Source organism: Pseudomonas sp. NMS19W (genome assembly GCF_051554255.1).
Lineage (GTDB): Bacteria > Pseudomonadota > Gammaproteobacteria > Pseudomonadales > Pseudomonadaceae > Aquipseudomonas > Aquipseudomonas kribbensis.
The window spans coordinates 3,173,617-3,197,002 of sequence record NZ_CP136718.1 but is presented as its reverse complement, the minus strand read 5'-3'; the positions used below and the strand labels follow the sequence as shown (position 1 = coordinate 3,197,002).

The 23,386-nt window shown below is 59.6% G+C and carries 19 protein-coding genes and 1 pseudogene; 6 read left to right on the top strand and 14 right to left on the bottom strand.

The genetic code is table 11. From position 1 onward, the window contains the following. Positions 1-108: 108 nt before the first annotated feature. The 4 genes from R1A29_RS14465 (at position 109) to R1A29_RS14450 (ending at position 4,590) form a co-directional block, all read left to right on the top strand. Positions 109-1,014, top strand: a complete 906-nt coding sequence (locus tag R1A29_RS14465; RefSeq protein ID WP_438301982.1) for a helix-turn-helix domain-containing protein — start codon at positions 109-111, stop codon at positions 1,012-1,014. Positions 1,015-1,284: 270 nt separating this feature from the next. After that, positions 1,285-2,484 carry an alpha-xenorhabdolysin family binary toxin subunit A gene (locus tag R1A29_RS14460; RefSeq protein WP_438301981.1) on the top strand — a complete coding sequence of 400 codons (1,200 nt, stop codon included), beginning with the start codon at positions 1,285-1,287 and terminating at the stop codon, positions 2,482-2,484. A gap of 28 nt (positions 2,485-2,512) precedes the next feature. Then, a complete protein-coding gene (locus R1A29_RS14455; RefSeq protein WP_438301980.1) occupies positions 2,513-3,556 on the top strand; it encodes an alpha-xenorhabdolysin family binary toxin subunit B in 1,044 nt (347 codons plus the stop codon). Between the two features lie 188 nt (positions 3,557-3,744). Beyond that, on the top strand, positions 3,745-4,590 hold the full coding sequence (locus R1A29_RS14450) for a hypothetical protein (protein ID WP_438301979.1): 846 nt from the start codon (positions 3,745-3,747) through the stop codon (positions 4,588-4,590). 13 nt (positions 4,591-4,603) lie between these two features. Here R1A29_RS14450 and R1A29_RS14445 read toward each other — a convergent pair whose 3' ends face one another. Next, positions 4,604-5,350 (bottom strand): anti-sigma factor family protein, encoded by a 747-nt coding sequence (locus tag R1A29_RS14445; RefSeq protein ID WP_438301978.1) that lies wholly within the window; start codon positions 5,348-5,350, stop codon positions 4,604-4,606. Further along, positions 5,343-5,855 carry a sigma-70 family RNA polymerase sigma factor gene (locus tag R1A29_RS14440; protein WP_438301976.1) on the bottom strand — a complete coding sequence of 171 codons (513 nt, stop codon included), beginning with the start codon at positions 5,853-5,855 and terminating at the stop codon, positions 5,343-5,345. The genes R1A29_RS14445 and R1A29_RS14440 overlap by 8 nt, the downstream gene beginning before the upstream one ends. Positions 5,856-6,009: 154 nt before the next feature. On the opposite strand from R1A29_RS14440, the gene R1A29_RS14435 reads away from it, so the two are divergent. Continuing rightward, positions 6,010-6,981, top strand: a complete 972-nt coding sequence (locus R1A29_RS14435) for a metallophosphoesterase family protein (RefSeq protein ID WP_432216676.1) — start codon at positions 6,010-6,012, stop codon at positions 6,979-6,981. A 14-nt stretch (positions 6,982-6,995) separates the two neighbouring features. Then, the gene (locus R1A29_RS14430; RefSeq protein ID WP_438301975.1) at positions 6,996-7,304 is read left to right on the top strand and encodes a cupredoxin domain-containing protein; all 309 of its coding nucleotides are present in this window, start codon (positions 6,996-6,998) and stop codon (positions 7,302-7,304) included. A 46-nt stretch (positions 7,305-7,350) separates the two neighbouring features. Here the strand turns inward: R1A29_RS14430 and R1A29_RS14425 are convergent, their stop codons facing one another. The 12 genes and pseudogenes from R1A29_RS14425 to R1A29_RS14370 all read right to left on the bottom strand — a co-directional run bounded on the left by R1A29_RS14425 (position 7,351) and on the right by R1A29_RS14370 (position 23,158). Beyond that, on the bottom strand, positions 7,351-8,400 hold the full coding sequence (locus R1A29_RS14425; protein ID WP_438301974.1) for a hypothetical protein: 1,050 nt from the start codon (positions 8,398-8,400) through the stop codon (positions 7,351-7,353). 30 nt (positions 8,401-8,430) lie between these two features. Beyond that, a pseudogene (locus tag R1A29_RS14420) lies at positions 8,431-10,247 on the bottom strand (hypothetical protein). Positions 10,248-10,250: 3 nt separating this feature from the next. Further along, positions 10,251-11,543, bottom strand: a complete 1,293-nt coding sequence (locus R1A29_RS14415) for a hypothetical protein (RefSeq protein WP_438301973.1) — start codon at positions 11,541-11,543, stop codon at positions 10,251-10,253. Between the two features lie 19 nt (positions 11,544-11,562). Further along, a complete protein-coding gene (locus tag R1A29_RS14410) occupies positions 11,563-12,483 on the bottom strand; it encodes a hypothetical protein (protein WP_438301972.1) in 921 nt (306 codons plus the stop codon). Between the two features lie 66 nt (positions 12,484-12,549). Beyond that, on the bottom strand, positions 12,550-14,928 hold the full coding sequence (locus R1A29_RS14405; protein ID WP_438301971.1) for a hypothetical protein: 2,379 nt from the start codon (positions 14,926-14,928) through the stop codon (positions 12,550-12,552). A 10-nt stretch (positions 14,929-14,938) separates the two neighbouring features. Beyond that, positions 14,939-16,081: a hypothetical protein gene (locus R1A29_RS14400; RefSeq protein WP_438301970.1), complete on the bottom strand. Its 1,143-nt coding sequence runs from the start codon at positions 16,079-16,081 to the stop codon at positions 14,939-14,941. Beyond that, positions 16,060-17,505, bottom strand: coding sequence for an alkaline phosphatase family protein (locus tag R1A29_RS14395; protein ID WP_438301969.1), 1,446 nt, complete (start codon positions 17,503-17,505; stop codon positions 16,060-16,062). Before R1A29_RS14395 ends, R1A29_RS14400 begins: the two co-directional genes overlap by 22 nt. Beyond that, complete coding sequence (gene eboE, locus R1A29_RS14390) at positions 17,495-18,727, bottom strand: metabolite traffic protein EboE (RefSeq protein WP_438301968.1); 1,233 nt, start codon at positions 18,725-18,727, stop codon at positions 17,495-17,497. The genes R1A29_RS14395 and eboE overlap by 11 nt, the downstream gene beginning before the upstream one ends. Beyond that, positions 18,724-19,608 (bottom strand): TatD family hydrolase, encoded by an 885-nt coding sequence (locus R1A29_RS14385; protein WP_438301967.1) that lies wholly within the window; start codon positions 19,606-19,608, stop codon positions 18,724-18,726. The genes eboE and R1A29_RS14385 overlap by 4 nt, the downstream gene beginning before the upstream one ends. A gap of 36 nt (positions 19,609-19,644) precedes the next feature. After that, entirely contained in the window at positions 19,645-20,400 is a 756-nt protein-coding gene (locus R1A29_RS14380; protein ID WP_438301966.1) for an EboA domain-containing protein, read from the bottom strand. Continuing rightward, a complete protein-coding gene (locus tag R1A29_RS14375; RefSeq protein ID WP_438301965.1) occupies positions 20,397-21,287 on the bottom strand; it encodes a UbiA family prenyltransferase in 891 nt (296 codons plus the stop codon). The genes R1A29_RS14380 and R1A29_RS14375 overlap by 4 nt, the downstream gene beginning before the upstream one ends. Further along, complete coding sequence (locus R1A29_RS14370) at positions 21,284-23,158, bottom strand: 3-dehydroquinate synthase (protein WP_438301964.1); 1,875 nt, start codon at positions 23,156-23,158, stop codon at positions 21,284-21,286. Before R1A29_RS14370 ends, R1A29_RS14375 begins: the two co-directional genes overlap by 4 nt. Between the last annotated feature and the right edge of the window lie 228 nt (positions 23,159-23,386).

Below are 23,386 nucleotides of genomic sequence, written 5' to 3'. Positions count from 1 at the left end.
CAGGCTTCCCCTGTGGCGCGTTGACGACTATCTTGGGCGGGCCTTGCCGTTCCATCTATCCACTTTCAGCAGCACCAAAGCGCACCAAAAGAGTGCGCAAGGTCTCCCATGACAACGTGTAATCCGCTACAGGTTCAAGCTTTCAACACCGCCGATGTCGCCGAGCAGATCCGCGCTACACCGGGCTGGGTCCAGCATTACCAACAGATGTCGCCGGGGCATTTCGCCGGGCGAATCCGCTATCTGGACCTGGAAGGCGTGGAGGTCTACGAAGAACAAATGAACACCCGGGTCGAGCAGAATTTCAGTGCACCCTCGGGGTCTCTGGCGTTCTGTTTCGATCGCAGTGACAACTCGCTCTATCTGCTGAACGAAGAGAGCCGCAACATCTGGATCACCCCGGAGAACTACCAGGAAATCGCCGTGGTGTTCGGCCCCGAGTTCGTCCGGCGCAACGGTCTGGACGTAACCAGGCTGGAAGGTCTGTTCATGGCACCGCTCAACGGCGCGCAAAACGCACTGTTCAGCCGCTGGTTGAGCTCGACCCTCACGAAGTTGTCGCAAACCCTTGATCAGCCAAGCAAAGAAGCACTGACCCAGCAGTTGCTGGAGGACTGCCTGTTTATCCTCGACAACGCCAGGGTGTGTCTGGACAGCGGTGGTTTGCAGCGTCGCACCGAAGAGCGGCAAACCATGAAACGCGTGGGAGAGTGGGCGGCGGACTCGCCGGAAGAAACCCTCAATCTGCTGGAGCTGGCCCAAGTGGCCGGGGTGTCGTTGCGACAATTGCAGCAGACGTTCAAGGCCTACACGGGGATGTCACCGACCCACTGGTTGCGTTTGCGCCGGCTCAACAGTGCCCGCCGGGAACTGCTCAAAGGGGCAGCTTCAGGCACCACGGTGGCCGAAGTGGCGATGAACTGGTCGTTCTGGCATCTGGGGCGGTTTTCCAACAGCTATCGGGCGCTGTTTAATGAACTTCCCAGTGAGACACTCAAGCGTTCGAGCAAATAAAACGCACTATGAAAAGTGCACTTTATTGCGTTGAGTATGGATAGCTGTGTGTTTAACGGCTCAAAAGCAATCATTGTCTGTAAGACCCATCTGATGTCTGTTGCTCGATGTTTCATGTGTACGAGTCTTCTGATTTAAATCAATACAAATCAAAGGTTTGCGAAGGTTTTATCGAATCAGTCGGTTTCTTCTGCTCCTTCAGAAAAGTCATCTAGCGTTCTGCGGGCCGGTGCAATGGTTGCACCGGTCGTATGAATAGAGGCATTCAAGATGGCTGTTCCATTGAAAGAATCGGAAAGCAGTAACAACCTGCCGCAAGCGGTACTTCATTTGATCTCCGGACAATATCCGGGTGTTGCGCGCGACGCCGGGTTATTGACCCGGGAAGATGTGATCAAGATCAAACAGTACGTGAAGAAGGGCCTGTCGCTGCCCGGTGACTTGCCGGAAGTCGAGTCGTACCTCAAGTACAAGAAGATCGATGTTGCGGGTCTTGAGCCAGCCGACATCCAGGTACTGTTCAAAAAGATACGCATTCATGCCGCCAGTTGGGATGCGGTGGAAACCAAGATCCTCCAGCAGAGCAGCGATCTGGCTGCGGCCGCAAAAAACATCGTCAGCAGCGGCGGGGAAATCATTTCCGTGATCAAGGAAATGCCGATCATGGAGCGGGTCAGGACCACCCTTGGGCAAATGAGCGGTAATGACCTGGCCGGCATCACGTACACCTCGGACGACGGCGAAGTGGCCTCGGCGGTGACGGAAATCATCAAGCTGATGAAGGTCGACATTCAGCGTCAGCAGGGTGCAACGCGGGAACTCAAGGACCGTATCTCCAACTTCAAGATCGAACTGTCCGGTGGTGACTTGTCGACCGGCAAGCGGGTGTTCGGCCTGCAGTCGGAAGTGAAGGGCAAATATGACTTGATGAAGCGCAACAACCTGGTGGAATCGATCGCCAGCACCCAACAGACGATCAAGGAAAAGAAGGAGCGGATCGCCCAGCTCGACAAGGACTACGACTATTACGTCGGCATGTCGTTCTCCGGTGTGTTGCCGATCTTCTGGCCGATTTCCGGCTCGATCTTCGGCCCCAAGGCCGAGACCGCGCGCAAGGAGCGCAACGCCCTCAAGGCCGAGGTCGATACGCTGGAAGAAAGTGTCAGCGGCAAGCAAAGCCTGCAGAGCGCCATCGAGAGCTCGATGTCGAATTTTGGCGACATCGGCATTCGCATGGCCGGCGCAGAAGCTGCTCTGAACATCCTCAACACCATGTGGCAAACCATGCTCAGCAAGATCGATGCATCGGCGCAGCAGTTTGAAGGAATCAACGATGCCTTGCGCCTGACCACGTTCGTTGCCGAGTTCGCGCTGGTGATCGACCCGTGGCGTGACGTGAAAAGTACCGCCGGGGAGTTGCTTGCAACCTTCAATGCCGCGCTGGACGAATACAAGAAATCATTCAACTGATTGACCATCCGCTTTGAGGATTATTGCCATGAACGGCGTTACACCCATCAATACCCCGCATATCCCGACGGTCGACGTGAAGAGCATCGTGCAAACCATTCGCGACATTTCGACTTTGGCGCGTTTTCGCAATGTTCATTCCGATGTTCTGCAGGAACGCGCGCAACAGGTTGCCGCATACCTGAACAACACCGATCAGACCCTGCGCGAAGCGATTCCCGTGCTGTTGACGGCATTGAGCAACGCATCCGGTGACAGCTATTTCTCGGCGCTCGAAGAGTTGCGTGACACCCTCGGCCGGGATGACCTGACGGCCGAAGACCGGACCCTGCTCAATGCAGAAATCCGCAATATCAAAGGAATCGTCGAGGCAATGTTCGAGCGTGTAGAGGCGCGGTTTGCAGAGTGCGCCCAGCGTCTGGATAACGATGTGCGCAGTGTCTACAGCGTCGAAATCGGTGAACGCGCCAACGAGCCACTGAATGTTGCCAAGCAACGCAAGGCGAGCATCCTGGCACACCTCGATGAACATTGCCGCAGCAAGGCAGCCTGCATCGAACAGCGCGACACCCTGGTCAAGGCTCAGGAGGTGATTCGCGAGTTCAACCTGGCCGAGATGTACAAAAACGCTATTCCTTCGGGCAAGGCGCTCGACAGCATCGATATGGCCAACCCGAAGAAAGAGGCGGTGAAGCAGGGCATCGAGCTGGTGCGTAAAGTGCTGGGTGTAGTGTCCGACGGCATCAAGTACAGCGAGCTGGCGACTGCCCGGAACAATCTGGACAAGGAAATCCAGAACATTTCCCAGGCAATGAATGCGCTCAATACCGATCTGCAAGCGGCAGAAGACGTGCTGTCGGATGCCAGTGCGATCGTCGAGATCAGCCGCCAGCGGCGGGTCGCGGGTGAGGAGATCACCGCAGTGGCGAATGTCTGGAAAGGCTTTGCCCTGGCACTTGAGCGCCTGAAGAACAGCGACTACTCGCGCAGCGATCTGTCTTCGTTGATCAACCGGTACAAGACGCATCTGGTCACGCTGAGTGCGGATTACAACGCCCTCATGATCAACTGAGGGCCGGGCGCAGTCGGTCAAGCGACTGGCTGCGTCCGCTTTATCCACGCACTTGCCGCACGCAACAGGCAATAGCACATCGGCTCAACATTTCAAAAGCTTCAGCATTGTGGAAAGGGGCCGATACCTGGGTGGAACGAGCTTCGCCGCTCTTTAACATCACTCGTCAGATCAAGGATCGACCGCAAATGCAGGATATTCCCCACCGGAGTCAAACATTGACGCCTGCCGATTCCGAGCCCCCGACACTGGATCAGTCCGCAACAGTGCGGGCGCTTTGTTTGTTGGCCCTCACTGCATTTTTACTGGTCATCCTGGCCGTTTGTACGACCTTTTCAAATACGCCTTACCCAACGATATTTATCCTCGCAATCAGCCTGGCGATTCTTGTCAGTTTCTACATTCTGATGAGCCTGATCGAGATGAGGCTTGCCAGGAAATTGATGCACTTGAAATCAAGCTTGCTGATTTGGGCGGTATTGCTGGGTGGTTTAGGTTTTTTTGCCAGGATCGATGCGCAAGCCGACATCAATGGGATTTTCCATGTCGACCCGTCTTTACTGCCAATGACACTGGCCGCAGCGTCATTCATGCATGCTCTGGCAAAGCTCGAGCCGTTGTTTTACTTGATCTCTGTGTTGTCGTTCCCAATCTTCATTCTGTGTTGCGAAGCGAATCGAAAGGGTAAACGCACGGCGGGTCACGCCATTTGCCACCTTTCAAACTGCCTGGTGTTTTTGATCACAGGCTTGCTGGTTTCAGAGGTGATGGCGAAAGAAGAGCGGCGTCGTGAAGTTCTCTATCGCTTTGCTCATCTGGCGGACTTCAACACTTTTTCCCCCTGCAAAAACGTACAGCCCGACGAGTTTGATGTGCTGTACCTCGATAGCAGCAGAAAGCGGATACTCACGGCTCCCAAAGTCACCACCAGTGAAAATATCGAACCTGAGAAGTACATGTTGTTGAAGTATGTTCAAGTTCCGAAAACGTTCAGAACGTTGGAGTGTGAATACAAGGTTCCCGGCAAAAGCTGAGTTTTTTGAGGGATTACGCACCATTCCTGAGCAACTGGGCGAGCGCCTCCAGTTCACCTTTCTCAACATCGGACACCAGCACGAAACGCATGTGGCCAGCCTGCCAGGAAACCACGTTGAAACCACGAATCGTCTGGCTCTGCGTTGGCTTGTCGGCTTCCGTAGTCGGCAGGATAAACACATTGATGATGTGCTTGGCCCGGCCGTAACTCAGGGCGGCGGTGGTCTGGTGTTGCAGGTAATCCAGCCGGCCGCCGAGCAGTGGAAAGCCTTGCGCCGAGTAGTCGACCACAGGTGGCGAGAAATCGAGTTTGCCGGTGAACCAGGGTTTCACGGTGTGGCGGTCCGACGACACCACGTCGTTCAGGTGTTGGCCCATCAACGAGCGCACATGGCTGGAGACCGCCTCGTCCATCAACGGCTGTTCGCTGCCTGGTGTCGCGACATAAAGCACCATTGCCAAGGCCAGGGCGGTTGCGGAAAACGCCGGTGCAAACCATTTTCTCCAGCGTTCGAACGGGCTCGGCGATGCGGGAGCAACAGCGTCCAACACGCTGGCGACCAGTGACTCCGGGGCCGCGTAATACGGCGCATGGCGTTTTACGCTGATCTTCAGCACCTTCGCCTCCACATACCGATGCTTGCACGCGGCGCACAGGGCCAGATGCGCAGTCACGTTTGCGGCCATCGCCGGATCAAGTTCCTGATCCAGATAGCCATGCAGTTGCGTCTGGCAAGCCGTACAGTCGAATTCATTCATCGTCGTGCCACTTCAGTAGTTCGAGCTTGAGCATCACACGGGCCCGGGCCAGCCTCGACATGACAGTGCCGATGGGAATATCGACCACCAGGGCAATGTCCTTGTAGGGCAAGTCTTCGAGGTCCTTGAGCACAATGACCTCGCGAAACGCCGGCGGCAAGGCGCTCAGTGCCTGCTGGATCAATGCTGCGTTTTCCGTGTGAATGGCCAGCAGTTCCGGGCTCTGGCCGTTGCTCAGTGCGCCGTCGATATCACCCGTTTCGTCATCGATGGCGACCCAGCGGCGCCCGGCCGAGGCCTTGAGCCAGGTGTAGCTTTCGTTGCGCACGATGGTCAGGAACCAGGCTTTGGCGCTGCCATCGGCAAAACGCTGCAGAAACCTGAAGGCGCGCAAGGCGCTTTCCTGCACGACATCCCGTGCAGCGGCGTCGTTGCCCGTGATCCAGCGTGCGAGGTTGTAAGCCGCGTCCAGGTGCGGGGCAATCAATTCCTCAAATCGCTTCATAGAGACTTCCGCACCGTCACACCCCTATAACTGTGAAGGATCGTGTTTTATTCCCTGAAAAATATTTGTTTTGTGGCGTGGAATAAACCTTCGTCCCGCAAGGTTCTTCCTGGTGTCAGCTACATCACTGTAGTCCGCCAGCGAGGACCTACCGATGGACAATCAAACAAAACATCCACTGCGCACCGACGGTTTGCTGAGCAACCCGGACCGGCGAACGCTGCTCAAATGCTCGGCGTGGGCCGGGGCCGGGGTTCTCTGGGCCCTGAGTGGCGGCATTCCCAGAGCCTTTGCGATGGATGAGGCGGGCAACGTCAGCGATCCCAAAGCGTTGGCCAGCACTTTTCATTTCGTGCAGATCAGCGACTCGCACATCGGCTTCAACAAGGAAGCCAATCCGGAGCCGGTGAAAACCCTGCAAGTGGCGATCGATAAGGTCATCGCACTACCGAAACGGCCGTCGCTGATCCTGCACACCGGCGACATCACTCACCTGTCCAAGGCCGAGGAATTCGACACCGCGGCGCAAGTGCTCAAAGGCCTGCCTTCCACCGTGCATTACATACCCGGCGAACACGACACCCTCGACGAGGGCGGCGGCAAGCTCTATCTGGAGCGTTACGGCAAAGGTACCAAAGGCAACGGCTGGTACAGCTTCGATGACCATGGCGTGCATTTCATTGCGCTGGTCAACGTCTTTAACTTCCAGGCCGGACATGAAGCCAACCTCGGCGCCGATCAACTGGCGTGGCTGGCCGATGATCTGCGCGCGGTATCGACCAGTACGCCGATCGTGGTGTTTACCCACATTCCGTTGTGGACGATCTATCAGCCCTGGGGCTGGGGCACCGAGGATGGCGATCAGGCGATTGCGATGCTGCGTAAGTACGGCTCGGTGACGGTGTTGAACGGGCATATCCATCAGGTGATCCAGAAGGTCGAAGGCAACATCACCTTCCACACCGCCCGTGGCACAGCCTACCCACAACCGGCACCCGGAGCGGCACCGTCACCGGGGCCGATGACCGTGGCGGCCGATCAGTTGCGCAACTATCTGGGAATCACCGAAGTGCGCGCGACACAGGGCGATCATCCGTTGGCGCTGATCGATTCGACATTGGTTTAGGGGAGGGCGATCCAATGAAAGCGCGAGTGTTGGCAGTGCTGTGCCTGTTTTTGTCGATGCCGGTCTGGGCACAGGAAGTAAAGGTCGATATCAAGGAGTTCATGTTCGGCCCCAAGGACCTGACCGTGGCCGTCGGCACCAAGGTGACGTGGGTCAATGACGATCAGATCCCGCACACGGTGGCTGAAACCCACAAGGTGTTCCGCTCGGGGGCGCTGGACACCAATGACAGTTTTTCCTGGGTGTTCAATACGCCGGGCGAGTTCGAGTATTTCTGCGTGCTGCATCCGCAGATGATCGGCAAGATTGTGGTGACTCAATAAACAAACGGCGCGGCTCTGACAGGGCCGCGCCTTTTTTTACCAGTTTTCAGAGCTGCACCCGACGCAGCCTGCCGCTCAATGCAACCACCTTGTTATCCGGCGTGGGCAACGGTCGCCCCGTCAACCCCATGCCTTCGCTCACCAGCACCGCGTCCTGCACCATGCACAGGTTGGACGGGGTATCCAGATCTCGGGCGAGCACGGTCACTTCGCTGGTTTGCAGGTTGCAACTCAGCAGTCGCCCGCTGAACCGGGTAAATCCGCCATGCAGGGTTTCGCCACTCCAGTCAGGCGGCAGCGGTTGTTGCAGACGGCTGCAAAGCTCCAGCACCAACACGTTTCCTTGTGGACACAGCGCCAGCCCGGTGGGCAGTTGCAGGCCGCGAATCAGCACTTCGATCCTGCCGGTGTCGGGCCAGACCCGGATCACCTGGCCGGCCTGATCATCAAAGTCGATGCCTTTACGGGCCGGATCGCTTTGCAACTCCCCGGAGAACAGGCTGATCAGCACCGCGTCTGTCGTCGGTTCGTACACCAGCGTGACGGGGACGGCTTCCTGGCCCATGTCCAGATCGGGCAATTCGACCAATACCTGTTCATCCTCGCCGCGGCTGAATTCCACCAGTTGGTTGGTATCGGGTTTGACCGCCAGCCAGCTGCGGCGGGTCGGGTGATAACACAGCGCATTCAGATTGCCCTGGCTGTGAAACACCGGCTCCGGCGGGGTGTATTGCAGGTCCAGCAGTTTCGAACCCGCGACATAATCGGTCTGGCTGACCAGACAGCGCCCGTCGCCGCATGCGATGTCCGACAGGCCCATGATTTCATCGCGCAGCATGCGGGCCTGCATGTTCATCGAGCGAAAGCCTTGCGCCAGTATTTCAGGGGCTAAAAACGTGCCGGGCTTGAGCGGATCCGGTCGCAATCGGCTGATGCGGCCGCTGAACGTCTGGTCCGGCAGGCCTGACCCAGCCTCGACCAGCAGCAGGCTGCCATCGCTCTGCAGGCAGGCGCCACGCGGGTTCAGCAGGCCTTCGGCGATGAGGGTGCTGGGGCGCAGCGTCTCGCGGGGGCGCGCAGGAATATGAACAGTCATAGGTATCTCTCCATGGGCTGATGGGCGCGATTACTGCGGCGGCTGCCACGGCTCGCCCGTGAGATAGGCCCGCAACAGCGCCCGCTGACAGGGCGACATCGACCTCACCACGGGCATGAACAGCGTGGTGCCTTTGTAGGCATCCGAGGTCCGCGCGAGGATCGGGTTCTTCGCGCCCATGATCGCATCCGGCTGGTTCAGCGGGATGTAGCGGGACATGGCCGGGAAGGCCAGGTAGTGAAAACGCAGGACGTTCGGGTACATCTGTTCCCAGGTGATGGTGGTGCCTCTGGGGATGCCGAAGTCGGTCTCGGCGTATTTGCGGAAGTTGGTGAAGTAGGTGCCGCTGTCCTGGCCGTTGACGGTGTAGGTCAGGGCGACGAAGCCTGCGAGGGGCGCCGCTGCGGGTTTTACGTTGACGGAGAAGGTGACGGACAACTGGCCGGGGCTCACCGTCAGCGCAGGGGGAAATAAAGGAAGTCGCAGTAGCGCTGTTGCGTGTAATACGGTCCCGAAGGCCCGGCGGTGAGATCGATTTCAGTTGTGCTGGGCACCGCCGCCCCCAGATACCGGACCTGCAGCGTAATCGACAGGCCCTGCGGGTAGTCCTCGGTATAGACACTGCGCTGATCGGCGTAGATCCGATAGACAGACTCCGTGGCCTGCAACGTAGTCCCGGCGACCGTGCCGGGGGCGCTGATGCCCAGCGGCGAGGATCTGACCGCCGACTGTTGGGCCGTATTGAGCGGCAGATCGACAATGCCGCCATACACGTAATAGTCGAACAGGGGACTGCTGGTCGGATCGAGAGTGCCCAGGGTGGTCTCGCCGGCTGCCACGGTGACAGTGCCGTAATTGCCGTTAGGCCCGATAGGGCTGGTGATGTCATCGCGGACGGCCCTGAACGTCTGTTTCGGAATGATGTTGACCATGTCGACGCTCAGCATGGCCGGGTTGCTCAAGTCGGCATAGCCGGTGCCGCCCGTGCCCTGATTGACGATCTGACGGCCCGCCTGACAGTCCAGCGGCTCATTGGCGAACGCCGGCGCCAATGTACCGATGACCCGGCCGATGCTCGGGTTCGGGGTGTCTCTGCCGGCAGCATAATCGGCTTGCAACTGGGGCGTGGTCATCGTCGGGCACATTTCGAACATCACGAAGCGCAGGACGATACCGGTGGCGCCCGGCGCCTGGATGATTGATCGCAAACCGGCGCTGTTCTGGTTCCAGCTGACAATACTGCTCAGCGGGAAGGTCAGCTGGAAGGTGCCACTTATACGGCAGGAACCGGGTGCATCCAGCTCCTTCGGCGTTGGCTGCAGCACCCGCTTGCCGAGATCAAGGCTGCTGCAGACTGCGTTGTCGTGAATCAGCAACTGGATGTTGCTGCTGCCACCGATTTGCAGGCCGCCGACAAATATCTGGGTGGTGGTGGTCGAGGTGGGGTCGAGGTCCACCATCATGGGGCCTGAAACCGGCTTCTGTCCGGTCACCGGATCCACGGAACCCAGCAGATAGACCGGCTGGCCCACCATATCCCCGGTGGTACTGACGCTGCCCGGGCTGCCCTGAGAACTGATCAGCGCATTCTGCATGTCGACGACATGCTGCCCGTAATGATTCCAGCCACCGGCGGTGTAGTAGTCGCCCGTAGGCGCATTGATCATGCTGTTCAACTGATCGTCGGTAAAAGACCGGGCCCCCGATGCCAGGGTCGAAGTGGTCAGGTCAAAGATCGGCCAGTTGTCATCGCCGTCATAAGGAATGGTGGGTGAATTGTTCGGCAGGCTGACATCCGTGCGGATACCACCCCAGAAATTCAGTCGCGGGCCGTTGAGGATGCTCATGATTTATTTCCCGTCCTTGATGGTTTTGCCGAGCGGCGAATTGGCGAATTTGAACAGGTAGGAGTAATCCGACTTGTAGGGACTCTTGACCGGCGTCGCCATGGAATGGCAGTTCATGCAGCTGCTGTTGGGCTGGATGTAGCTTTCCATGGTCACGTTGGCCGAAAGTGCCGGCGTCGGCTGGCCCAGCGGGTTGCTTGGGTTGTCAGGCATCAGCGGGCGTTGGGTGGTGATGAGCTGGTAGTACTTCAACACGCTGTTTTGCAGCCCCGGATCGGCCTGGTAACTGGCGTTGATCTGATTGGTGATGTCGGCGATCGGCGTGACCCGGTTCAGCGGGTTCGGGGTCTGGAACGTGGTGCCGGGTTTGGGCACGCAGACCTGGTGCGGGCCCTGGGTCTGCCAGTCGCAGGGTGACTGGTTGAGGGACGCGGCAGGCGCAGCGGCGTTGAAATAGGAATAGGCCGTGCCCGCCACAGGCTGATCGACCCATTGGCCGTTCACCAGTGCCTTGGGCGGAACGTTGTCGACCTGCTCGAACGTCGACCAGATCCACTGCGGATAGCCGTTGGCCTTGGTGATGATGTGCAGGCCGACCAACCCCAGAAACGCTTCGGTGACACCGTTCTTCCGGCCCTGCTCATCGAAGGTCGCCACCCGGGCAAGCATGGTCAGGTAACGGCTGGCGTTGTCATGGGCGGTGAGGATGCGCCAGCTCGACTTGATCTCGATGACACCCCACGGGAACGTGATGTTGTTGGCTTTGGAGACGACATCGGCGTTGTAGAAGTTGTTGTTGACGATGTAGTTGTAGGACGTCTCGTTGGCCGAAATGTCGTAGTAGGTCGGGTTTTTCGCCTGATCGATCAACCAGCCGCCAACCGCTTGATCGACGGCGTTCACCTGCGCGCTGTTTTTCAAAGAGGCGATGTTGATGATGTTGAAGCTCTTTGCGATCTGCGGGGAATTCCACGGCCCCGGATTGGCGGCGTTCGGCAGAAAGATTTCCCCCACGGTCTTGTAGGTCTGCCAGACGGTGTAGCCGGCCGCACCGGGCTGCTTGGTGCAATCGGGATTGCCGCGTTGCCCGCTTTTTGCCGGCCAGCTCAGGGCGATGAACATCTGCCAGCTGTATTGATCGAACTGGTCCTGACCGGCCGTGGCGGCCGGTGCGGTACTCGGCGGCTGGCAGTTCAACTGGCTGGCCTGCATCGATGGCATGGCTTGTTCCCTGGCCAGCGCCGGGAGGCTGGCCAGACCCAGCAACATCACGGAAAAACAGAGTGTGGTTTTCATGGCGATCCTTCGTCGTTGATCACGGTTTACGCTGCATGAGCTTGTTCCATTGCGCCTTCTGGCCGTTGCTCTGCGAAGGCGGCGGCTCGAACAACTGGCAGGGCGGCGGATTCGACGGGCACATGGCGGCAACCTGCGCCCAGGTCTGTTTCGGGTCCGGTTTAGCGATGCGGAAATCGGTGTAGTTCTGGCTGACGATCGGTGCGTTGGCGACGCTTGTATCGCCGGAAAAGAAGAACGACTGCGGCGGCCGGTAGGGCGGTTGTCCCGACATCTTTTTGTAGAAGGCGTAGCCGAACAGGATCGGGCCTTGCGGCGAGTCGAGATCCAGGGCGTAGGCCTGCACGCTGCCATCGAGGTTTTTGCTGCGCTCGGCGCTGTAGGGCAGGTGTTCGATGAAGTCTTGCCGTGGCGGATGATTCATCGGCGAAAACATACAGCAGGCCGGCATGTCTTTCGGGCGGTCTTGCGGATAGGTCAGGAAGTACGCCTTGTTGCCAAGGGATACGAACGAGCAGGTGTAGTTGTTGTTCTTGATCGGGAAGATCGGCAGACAATATTTCTCGTAGTGCTCCATCATCGCGCCGAAGCCGTCGCCGTCCGGCGGGATGTACGTCGTGTCGTAGTAGCTGGTCCCCCGGGAGACGGTGTAGTCCGCAGGCTTCAGGGTCGTTGGCGGGTTGCTGTAGGGCGGCGGGTTGTTTTCGTAGTTGTGCATCACCCGGTACATGGTCCAGTTACTGATCCAGAACGCCGGAAAGAACGGATCGGAAGGCTCACCCGGATTGCGTTTGGCGATGCAGTTGCCGTTTTGTTCATTGCACCCCAGCGTGTTGTGTACGCCATTGGTGAAGTAGACGGCGCCGCTGTCCTGGGCGAATGCAGAGGGGCAAAACAACAGGATCAACAGCAACAGACGGTTCAAGAGGCTGACGTTCATGGGTCACTCCCTCGGCAAGGCGCACTGCGGGCGCGAAGCCCGCAGTGGCTCATCTTTCCTGATGGATCAGAGGTCGTCGTAATCACTCATGTTGAGTTTCACGGGCGGGAAGTTGCGCTTGACCAGTTTCTGCGCCCACAACTCCAGCACGGCGCGACGGCTTTGCGAAAGGTCGCGGGTGATGGGCATCGCGAGGGTGCTTTCTTCCTGGTACTCCTTGCTGATCAGCCGGATCAACTGATCGACAGCGCCTTCGACGCGGGTCTGGGAGTTGAGCGGCATGAACTTGTTCATGATCGGGTACAGGTAGTAGAAGGTCTTCAGGACCCTTGGGTAGATGAATTCCTCCCAGATTGCGGTGGGCGCGTTCTTGTTCCTGTAGATGTCATTCCAGTGATTGACGAAGTCCTGTTGCAGCTGTATGTCCAGAGGCAGGACGCGTAGAGGGGCGAGGAAGTCGATCTGGGCCTCGTTGAGCGCAAAACTGAAAGGGATGGCCGGGTCGTTGGTGCCGTCCTTCACGAAAAAGCGCAACGTCGGGAAGCCGGGGGCGAGTGCCCTGAAACTCACCTGGGCTTTGCCGTCGGGGCCGGTGGTGGTCGTTACGTAGGAGTAATTCACCTGGGCGGACTGGTCGTTCGCAAGTGTTCCCGTGGTGTAGACACCGGCGTCGAACTGCAGGCATGGGCTCAGGGGCACCGTAATCGGCTTGCTCGAGCCATTCATGAACGCCTGATAACCGATTGGCGTCCCGGTTTGCTGGTTCACGTTCTTGAGGGCGGTGAGTCGGCGCCCACTGCCGGTGGCCAGATAATTCGGTGAGGGGCGCGCGCCTTGGAACTGCTGAAGATTCGACTTGTTCTGGCTACGGTCTTCAGGGTGGTCGTAGAACAGTGTGAAGTCGGGGTTATTACTGAACGTCAGGTAGTAGTCGCTGGTGGTCACGTTGTACGGATTGCCGTACTCCGCCACAAACAGTGTGGTGTTGGCGGCCGGCTGACCGTTTTTCTGCACCATGATGGTCAGCGTCTTGTGGTCGTTCACATCCACGAAGGTGCCGCTTTCTATCACCTCGGCGGTCCAGACTTGCTGGACGGCGGCCTTCACGGATCCTGTGGAGTTCTGTTGTTGCAACTCCAGCGGGCCGGATTGCAAGGTCGTCGCTTGTGTGGCGTTGAGAGGGATATCCAGCAGGCCCGAACGTTTGTCGAAAGCCGACTGCTGATACTGATCGAAACCGATGTCGACCACCGGCACGAAATTCCCGTTCTGCGATACGCCCAGCTTGAAGTCGCCGGCCTGGAACTTCTCGGCCGTCAGGACATCGGCGTTCTTGTCCAGCGGATAGAACGGGAACGTGTTGGCCAGATCCAGCGACAGCGTGTTGTTGGTGATCTGCGCCGAGGTCACCCCCAGATTGGTGCCTTTCGGCTGAGGCATGCCGGGGCGAGTGACCATGATCTTCTGGTCGGTGACCAGACGCTGACCGGCGGGCGCCGTGGGGTATTCGTGGTCGAACCACAGACCCAGGGTCGCGACGGTACGGTTGTAGGCGGGGTTGAAGAAAATATCGGAAACGTTGTCCAGCCCCTTTTGATACATCGCTGTCATACGGGCCAGCGCCGATGGGTCATTGTTGCGGGTGTTGATGTACGGGAAGTCGTTGAACACACCGTTCCTGTCGTAACAGGTGAGGTACGTGGCGAACCTGAACATCAGGCCCTGAGCGTTTTGCGCCTCCATCTGTTGCTTGAGGTTGTTCAGCAGGACGGAATCGCCAATGACCCATTCCAGATTGTCCCTGGGAAAGCAGGTCTGCCAGGTGGTGGTGACATAGGCCAGACCACCGAAGTCGCCGGCCCAATTGAACGTCAGGAAGCGGTCGAGCATCCGGTATTGACGGTTCAACGTCAGGCCACAGGTGGCATCTCCCAACTGCAGCTTGTCGAAGTACAGCGCCGTGAACGTGTTCTGCCATGGGCTGATATCGACGAAGCGCGCGGCCGTCGGGGTATTGCTGCCAAAAGGATTGCCGAGCAACTGGAAGTCCCTGCCGACCAGTGCGTCCTGAGCAATGTAGGTGTTGGCCTGCAACTCGCCGCCAATAATGGTCGAGCGGGTGCTCTGGTAACTCACCGTCCCGCAGGCGTTGTCGCCAAACAGGTCCCATTCGGCGGGTATGAACGGAAAGGTGCCTGAGCCGCCATTGGTTGGAACCTGCTGCACATAGGGCGGCAAATCCTTCTGCTGCACCGGTGAAATGATCCAGGGCATCAGGGTGGTAGGAGCGTTGGCCTGGGTGATGTCAAAGTAGTTGGTAAACGGCCAGTTGATATCCATCTTCACCGCGTCATACAGCGGCAGCACATCGTTGTTGTTGGCCGTTGGCGGGTTCCAGAACATATGGCCGTTGAGGTAGATCCGGGGGAAGTTCAATACGCTCATGTCATGCTCCTTAGCGTTGCCACTGGGCGCGCTTCAGCGACCAGACAAAGTCCAGTTTTTTGTAGCCTTCGAAGTCGGAGGCCGGCAGCGGAGTGGTCGGGTAGACGATGCCGCCATCCTGTTTCATGGCGAAGTTGTAGTAGCCCTTGTCGTTCGAGTAGGCCGCAGTGCCGTGGCAGGCCAGGCAGGACGAGGTGTTCTGGAACGCCGACTCCAGTTGCGAGTTGGCCAGCACCTGAGTGACGGGCTGGAACTCGACCCCGATCAGTTCGTACTTTGATAGCGTCGGGTTGCTCGCCTGGAAGCTGACGTTCACCGGTTTGGCGGCCGGAGTCGGCCCGGTGGTGTTGGTCATCGGCGTCGGTGTGGGGTCGTTGGTCACCGTGTATTTGCTGTTGTTGACGTTTTCGAAGGTGGTCCAGACCCAGTTGGCGTCCAGCTTGTTGACCACGTGCAGCCCGCTCAACGCCGCATAACCGACCTGATAGGTGCCGTCATCCTGCTCGTAATAAGCCTGGCCGATGTAGTAACCATCGTTGGCCAGGGTTTGCCGGTAGGTGGTGTCCGAGCCGATCCACAGCCACGCGGCCTTCAACTCCCACGCGGTGGCGGGGAAGTCCAGGTTGCCCGGCAGCGCGGCCTGACCGTTCATGTTGTAGACCTGACGCTGCACGATGTAATCGAAGGTGTCCTGACCCATCAGCAGTTGAAAACGCACCGGGTTGCCTCGCTGAGAAGCAGGCACGGCGCCGCCCATGTGCAGCGCCAGACCATCGACCTGTTGCGTGGCATTGAGGTTGTGGAAGGTCCGGTTCAGGTCCATCCCCAGCGTTCGGGCCTGTGTCAGCACCTCGGTCGGAGGCGGCACGGGACTGGCGTAGGCACCGGGTGCAGCGCCATCGGGCAGGTAGACCTGATCCGAAGGTTTCATGGTTTCCCACACCCGGTTGCTGGCCTGGGTGGGGCTGAACTGGTTCAGACAGACAAACCAGTTCCAGGCCATGGTTTCGGGACTCTGCTGGAACGCCGCCCGGGTCTTGGCGATGTCGGTTCCAAACTTGAGGAATTGATTGCAATCGAAACTGTTGGTGTCCTGTGCCTGAGCCAAACCGGCCAGTGCACTGAGAACGGTTAAAGAAATGGCTCGCCGCATGGAAGCTCCTTGGCATTGGCCGAGTGGTGGTAGAGGTGCCCCAGGAAATGCTGAAGGAGCAGTTGTTTCACTGCCGTGGCCGCCAGGGTTTGCGGCAGCGGCAGATCGCAATTGGTGATGAGCAGCGGGCCGGTGTCCTCACGCTCGGGCAGGCGGCCGTGACTGCCACGGACCAGTCCGGTGTCCAGTGGAATCAGGTCCATGTAGTAGCGAAAACCGAGTTTTTTCTGCAGCAGTCGCCGCGCGACTCGCAGTTTCGGGAAGCGAATGGCCGGGTCGATGAACAGCTCCACCGGGTCATAGCCCGGCTTGCGGTGGATGTCCACAGTGCGGGCAAAGTCCGGGGCCTTGCGATCGTCGAACCAGTAGTAGTAGTCGAACCAGTAACCGGCTGCGGCGACGGCCACCAGCTCGCCGCTGCGCGGGTGATCCAGCGCAAAGGCTCGTTGCTCGGCCTTGTCCAGCACCTGCTCGATGCCGGGCTGGCGCTGCAGCAACGCTTTGACGCGGGCAATGTCCCGGGCGTTTTTCACGTAGACATGGGCGATCTGGTGATCGGCCACGGCAAAGGCTGCACTGGCGCCGGGGTCGAGCAATTCCCAGGTCAGCGACTGGCGTACTTCCAGCAAACCTTCCGAGCGCAGCACGCGGTTGATGGACACCGATTGGCTGACCGCTTCGATCCCGTATTCCGACAGCAACATCACCGCCGCGCCTTGTTGATCGGCGAACGCCAACAGACGCCCGACTTCCTTATCGATGGCCCGCACCTCATCGGCAATCGACGGATGATCGGGACCCACCCGCTGCAAGCTGTAGTCGAGGTGCGGCAGGTAGATCAGTTGCAGGTCGGGCCGATTGAGCTGGAACTCGGCGATGGCGCAATCGACGATCCAGCGGCTCGACGCAATGCCCGCCGCCGGCCCCCAGAACCCGGGAAAGGGAAACTCGCCGATCTGCCGTTCGATGGTTTCGTGCAACGAAGCCGGTGACGAATACAGGCCGAACAATTTGCGTCCATCGGCGGGGTAGTGCGGACGCGGGGTGATGGCGGCGTCCACGTCGGCGTACATGTTGTACCACCAGAACAACTGACTGCAGCGAAACCCGGGGATCTCGCGCTTGAGTGTTTCCCAGACCTTTTCCCCCTGGATCAACGCATTGGGCTGCAACCAGAACTTCACTTCGGCCTGATCGCGAAAGTACCAGCCATTGCCGACGATGCCGTGTTCGGACGGCGGCCGCCCGGTGAGAATCGAGGCCTGCACGGACGAGGTGACAGCCGGAAATACCGGTTGCAGGCTGGCCATTTTTGCGGTTTTGAGCAGGGCATTGATGTTCGGGGTCGCGTCGCCCAGCAACGCCGGCGTCAGCCCGACCACGTTGATCAGCAACAGCGGTTGGCGCGGTTGTTCAGAGGGCATCGGCGTACGTCTCCTGCGCTTGTGGCTGCAACAGTTGCCGTTGGCGCAACTGCTCCTCGACCCATTTCAGTTCCGCCGCGATGCCCTGCAGCTGGGCGTGTTCGGTGGTCGGGCGCAACTGGGCGGGGAGGACGCCCCAGCTGTAGGTTTCCACCTCCAGCACGGGGCGAAACTCGCGATGGTCGGCGAGATAGTCGAAGGTCTGCGCCAGGGCGATCTGACTGCCGCTCAGCTCGGGCAACACCAGCTGTTCGCTGAACAGCGGGATATGGAAATGAATACGTAACTCGGAAAAGAGATCCGGGTGCTTCGCGCAATCGTCGAGGGCGGCAGGTAGATCGGCCCAGGCCACCAAACGGTCCTGCGCGTCCAGCGCCTTCACCTGATGCAGGTAGGTGGTTTCGCAAAAGTCGCTCAAGGTCTCGAGGACCTGTTCGCGGCGGCTGTCGTCTGCGGAGGGCAGGCGACAGACCAGAGCATTGGACAGCTGGATCTTGCCGATCGGCACCCGCGCCTGACGCAGCCTCACCAGCGAGCGATAGCAGTCTTCGAACATCACGGCCTGGTGGCAGACGTCAAAACACAGCGCCAGATACTCATGGTGCGGATCGGTGGTTTGCCAGCGGCGGAAGAAGGCGATGGCCTGATCGGTGTTTTCCAGCACGCAGTCCGGTTCCATTTCCAGACAGAACACGATTTTCTTGCCGGTCTCCCGATGCAGCCTGGCCAGTGAGGTCGTGAGTTCGCGCAGCTGAAACTCGGCACGTTGTTGCAGGGTCGGGCTCCAGGTGGCCGCGTACCCCAGCGGCACGGTGGAAATCACCCCTTGATGACAGTCGGCCGGCAACGCCTGCGCGAGGATTTGCGCCAGTTCAAGGCTGTACGCCAGGCGCTTCGGCTCGGCCCAGCTCGGCAGGTAAACGGCGGCTTTCACCGCACCGTCATGAAACTGCCCGTAGGGAAAACCGTTGAGCGAGGTCAGTCGCAGTCCGCTGCGTTGCAGCAGGCCGAGGAACTCCGCACGTGCGGTTTTCTGCTGTAACCCGGTGGCGGCGAGGGCGCTGATCCACAGTCCACTGTCCTGTTGTTTCAGCCCGCGTTGTGCGCGCACGCCCTGAAAGTGCTGTTCGATGGAGGCCTTCAGCCTGGCCAGGTCATGGGTCGGGTGCACATTGCTGCAATACCCGACCTGCGCGGCAGCCCAACCCATGCCGGCACTCATTTGATCACCGGCTCCTGCCCGCGCAGGGCAGAATTGTCCTGCCATTGCCGGCGCTGATCGATGGGCAGCGGGGTGCTGATCAGGGTTTTGTCCAGTTGGCCGCTCTGGGCGAAAAAGTCCACCGGATTATGGAACAGCACTTGTTCGACCTGGGCCTCGCTGAAACCCGCCGCCAACATTGCCTGACCGGTTTTCGGCACCTTGAGCGGATCGCTGATACCCCAGTCGGCCGCGCTGTTGACCACCATTTTCTCGGTGCCGTACTGCTGGAGCAGGGCGACCATGCGCTGTTCCGACATTTTGGTATTGGGGTAGATCGAGTGGCCGCGCCAGCAGTCGCTGTCCAGCACAAGCGGCAGCGTCAGTTCGTTGAGGTGATCGATGATCACCAGATTTTCGTTGATCCCCACCTCGCGAATCACCGCCAGCGTGCGCTTGGTGCCGCCGATCTTGTCGCGATGCGGCGTGTGCACCAGCACCGGCAGGTTGAATTGTCTGGCCAGTTCCAGTTGTGCGGCGAGAAAGCGGTCTTCCTCGGGCGTGATGTCGTCGTAGCCGATTTCACCGACCGCCACCACGCCGTCCTTCACCAGATAGCGCGGCAGAATCTCCAGCACTTCATTGGCCACCGACAAGTCATTGGCCTCCTTGGGGTTGAGGCCGATGGTGCAGAAGTGATGGATGCCGAACATGCTGGCGCGAAAGCGCTCCCAGCCCAGCAGGGTGTCGAAGTAATCGATGAAGCTGCCGACACTGGTGCGGGCCTGACCCTGCCAGAAGGCCGGTTCGATCACCCCGGAGATACCGGCGGCAGCCATGTTCTGGTAGTCGTCAGTGGTGCGGCTGACCATGTGAATGTGCGGATCGAAATACTTGGGCATGGTGAATCCTCGTCAAGGGAAAGGAGACGTTGGGTATCAGTTCAGGTGGGCGTGCCATTCCGGCGGCAAACGTTGCTGCTGGTTCAGCTCGACCAGTCGCTGACGCTGCGCCGGGGTGAGCCGGTCGAAGGCGATCGCCAGGGGCAAGCCGACGGACACCGCCCGGTCAGCCGCGAGTTGCTCTTCCAGCAGGTCGAGAGCCAGTTGATTGAGAGTGAGACTGTGCCGCTGGCTCAGGCCGGTCAGGCGTCGCACATCGAGCCCCATGCCCAGTGCTTTCAGCACCAGTTGGTGGAAGGCCCGTTCCGGGTAATGACGTGACGGGTAGGGCGTATCGAGGGCGAGGGCGGCAAACACCTGGCTGTTACTGGTGCGCCCGGCCTGCAACGCCAGTTCCACGCAGTGACCATGGCTGTCGAGCCAGTCGAAGGCTTTGAGGGTGGCGATCTTTTCCTGATCGTCGCCCCACAGAAAAAGCTGGCGCAGCAAGGACAATTGTCCGCCCTCGGAGGACTGTTCAAGGACCTGTGCCAGCAATAACGCACGTGCCAGCTGGATCAGATTCCAGTGGCTGTCGGGCAGTGCCCGGTCACGCAAATGACGCTTGCACTGGCCACTCAGGAGCGATGCGGTATTGGCGTCCGGTCGCCGGGCCAGTTGTTCCTGTGCCTGACGCCACCAGTGCAATTCGCTGTCATCGAGCTGCCCGCTCAGGGCCTGATGGTGTTCGGCAAGGCAATCGCGGCGCATGCCGAGGGCCGCCGTCGGCGGCGCGGTGACGTCCATGTTCATGTCGGTTTGATCCAGCGTTGGAAGTGTGGGAGCAGGAAAAACACCAGAACACACAGCAGGCTGCCCAACGGCTGGTTGGCCACGGCCATCACCAGCGCATCGAACAGTGGCAGCGCCGCGAGGCCGGCCCCGATAAAGGCGCGGACCTTGCGCTGCTGCGGGTCGGCAAGGTGTTGCCGGTAATGCCAACCCAGCCAGCCGAGCCAGAGCAGCAACACCGGCCAGAACCACAGGTTGTCGGCGTAGATCGCCAACGCGAGCGGACTCAACATCAAAAGCAGGGGCAAGCGGCTGAGCAACTGGTTGTTGTGCTCATTGCGCGCCAGGTAAGTCAGCCCGCTGATGTAGACGCCCAGCAAAATCGCGCAGAGCCAGATCGGCTCCGGCGGCACCGCCAGACTGGCCGCCGCCGTGAGGTACAGCGCCGAGCGACAGGCGCCCATCAACCACACGCTGTGGGCGTATTTTTTGTGCAGCACGTTGTAGCCAATGATGCAGCCCACCAGCAGGGTGACGCTGGCCAGCAGCCAATGCGGCTGATCGATCAGTTGACTCAGGCCCAGCACCGAAGCGGCCGCCAGTGTCAGCAACAACACGGTGGCGAGGCGCACTTGCTGGCGACTGACCAGCCCCAGCGTGATGGGCCGAGGATTGTGGTGTTGCTGATCCCAGTCGGCATCCAGCAGATCGTTCAGCAACATGCCGGCCAGATACAGCAGCGACAGGGTAAACAGCAGCAGAATCCACACCAGCCACGAGGGCGGCGCCAGTGCCCCGGCGCTGCTGGCCAGCAGGGCGGCGGCCAGGGTGTTGGTCCACACCGTGGGCAGGTTGGACACCCGGCCGAGGGTCAGCCAGGCCTTGAGGCTTTGCGGCGTCTGGCTCATTTCGCGAAGCCCTCGCTCAGGTCGAGCACCGGGATGCTGCGGGCGGACAGTTTCTGCAGCGCCCGTTCCATTCGCGCGTCGTCGATTTCATGCAGGTCCACCGACTGGCCGATTCCGCTGAGCATCGGGATCGAGAGTTGTCCGCCCAAGTGCTGGCGGAATTCTTCCAGCCCGAGCAACACCGGTGAGCGACCTTGCGCATCCTTGAGTGTCAGTTCCGGCGGGCACAGATTGAAACCGAGCCGGGTCAACAGGCTCATGACTCGTTCACTGTCGGTATCGCTCAGCAGCCCGAGGGCATTGGCGTAGAGCCCGTCGAGGGCCATGCCCACCGCCACGGCTTCGCCATGGCGCAAGCGGTGGTGACTGAGGTTTTCCAGTTTGTGTGCGGCCCAGTGCCCGTAGTCCAGTGGCCGGCCGTTACCGCGCTCGAAGGGATCACCGGCGCCGGTGATATGCGCCAGGTGCAGTTCGGCGCAGCGGCGGATCGCGTAACGACTGGCCGGATGATCGAAGCGGGCGAGGGCGTCGGCCTGTTGCTCCATCCATTCGAAGAACGTCCGGTCCTTGATCAGCGCGACTTTCACCGCTTCGGCCAGCCCGGCGATCTGGTCGCGGCGGGTGAGGCTGGTCAGCAACTGGAAGTCATTGATCACGGCGGTGGCGGGGTAGAAGGCGCCGAGCAGGTTTTTCTGGCCGAAGGCATTGATGCCGTTTTTCACACCGATGCCGGCATCGTTCTGCGCCAGCACAGTACTCGGCACGCGGATCAGGCGTATGCCGCGATGGAAGGTGGCGCAGGCGTAGCCCACGGAATCCAATACCGCGCCACCGCCAAGGGCCAGCACATAACAATGCCGGTCCAGCCCGTGTTTCAGCATGTCGGCGTAGAGCTGCTGCAACACCTGTGAATCCTTGCTCAGTTCACCGGCCGGAACCGCAATCGGCGGCGCCTGCAAATGCAGGTCCGCTGCATGGGCGGCAAAGTAGCCTTCGATCTGAGCCAGCAGGTGCGGCGCGCTTTTCAGCAGTTGTTCATCGGCGAACGCCATCACCGTCACCCGGCCGTTTTGCCGGGCGGTGAGTTGTTGATGCAGGCAGGGGTTGGAAGAATCGAAGAGGTGATCGGTGAACACCACCGGGTAGTCGTAACTGACCTCGAACCGCCCGTGCAGCACTTGCCCGGCGCCGTGTTTGCGCAAGGCCTTGAACAGGCTATAGCCGGCGATGAACAGCCCCGGCAACACCATGCTGGCGAGAATCGTCACCAGTAACGCGTTCTCCTCGACGAGGAATGTGCCGATGGCGCTATAGGCCAGAGCCAACCCGGCGTTGGCCAGGGTCGTCACCAGCAGGAATGCCCGCAGCGGATAACGCTGCATGCCGGCGGCCACCACCGAGGTTTCCGCCAGTACCGGCACGCCGCGCAGGCAGATCAACGACAGGGTGCCCAGTCGATAAGCCATTTGTCCGGGCTTGCGCTGATGCAAGCCGAGACGACTGGACAGCATCCGGAAATAACCGGCCCCCAATGCGTAACCCAATCCGGCACCCAGACACAGGCCAATGAAGATCACCAGATAACCGCCGACGCTGCCCAACATGGCCACGGCCAGCAGCGCGACCACGCTGGAAGGCACGGGCAACACGACGTCCAGCGCCAACAGGGCGATCAGCAAAAGCGCCAGGTTGAGTTGCTGGGTGGGGGAACTCGGCAGGTACAGGTCGAGATGATTGAGGAAGTCCTGGATCTGCTGTTCGAACAACAGGAAGCTGGCAATCACCAGTACTGCAAAGCAAAACAGTGACAGCCAGAAATGTCCGGCCGACGCATTTTTCGAGAGCGCACGATACCAACGGCTGTGCTTCATCAAGCATCCCTCTTGATTGTGATGACTGAGTTCCGTTCAGCAACTAAAGCAGCGTCTTGTTTGTTTCAGAAGAATGAACGCTCCCGCCGGGAGGGCTGTTTTTATTATTCGATTGATAGCGCTTGCGAAGATATTCATGAACCTAGACGGTTGTTGTGGTTTTGCAAGTCGATTGGATGATGGCGTTTTTCGGAGGGTATTTAGTGGGTGAGAGAGTGTCGTAAGGTG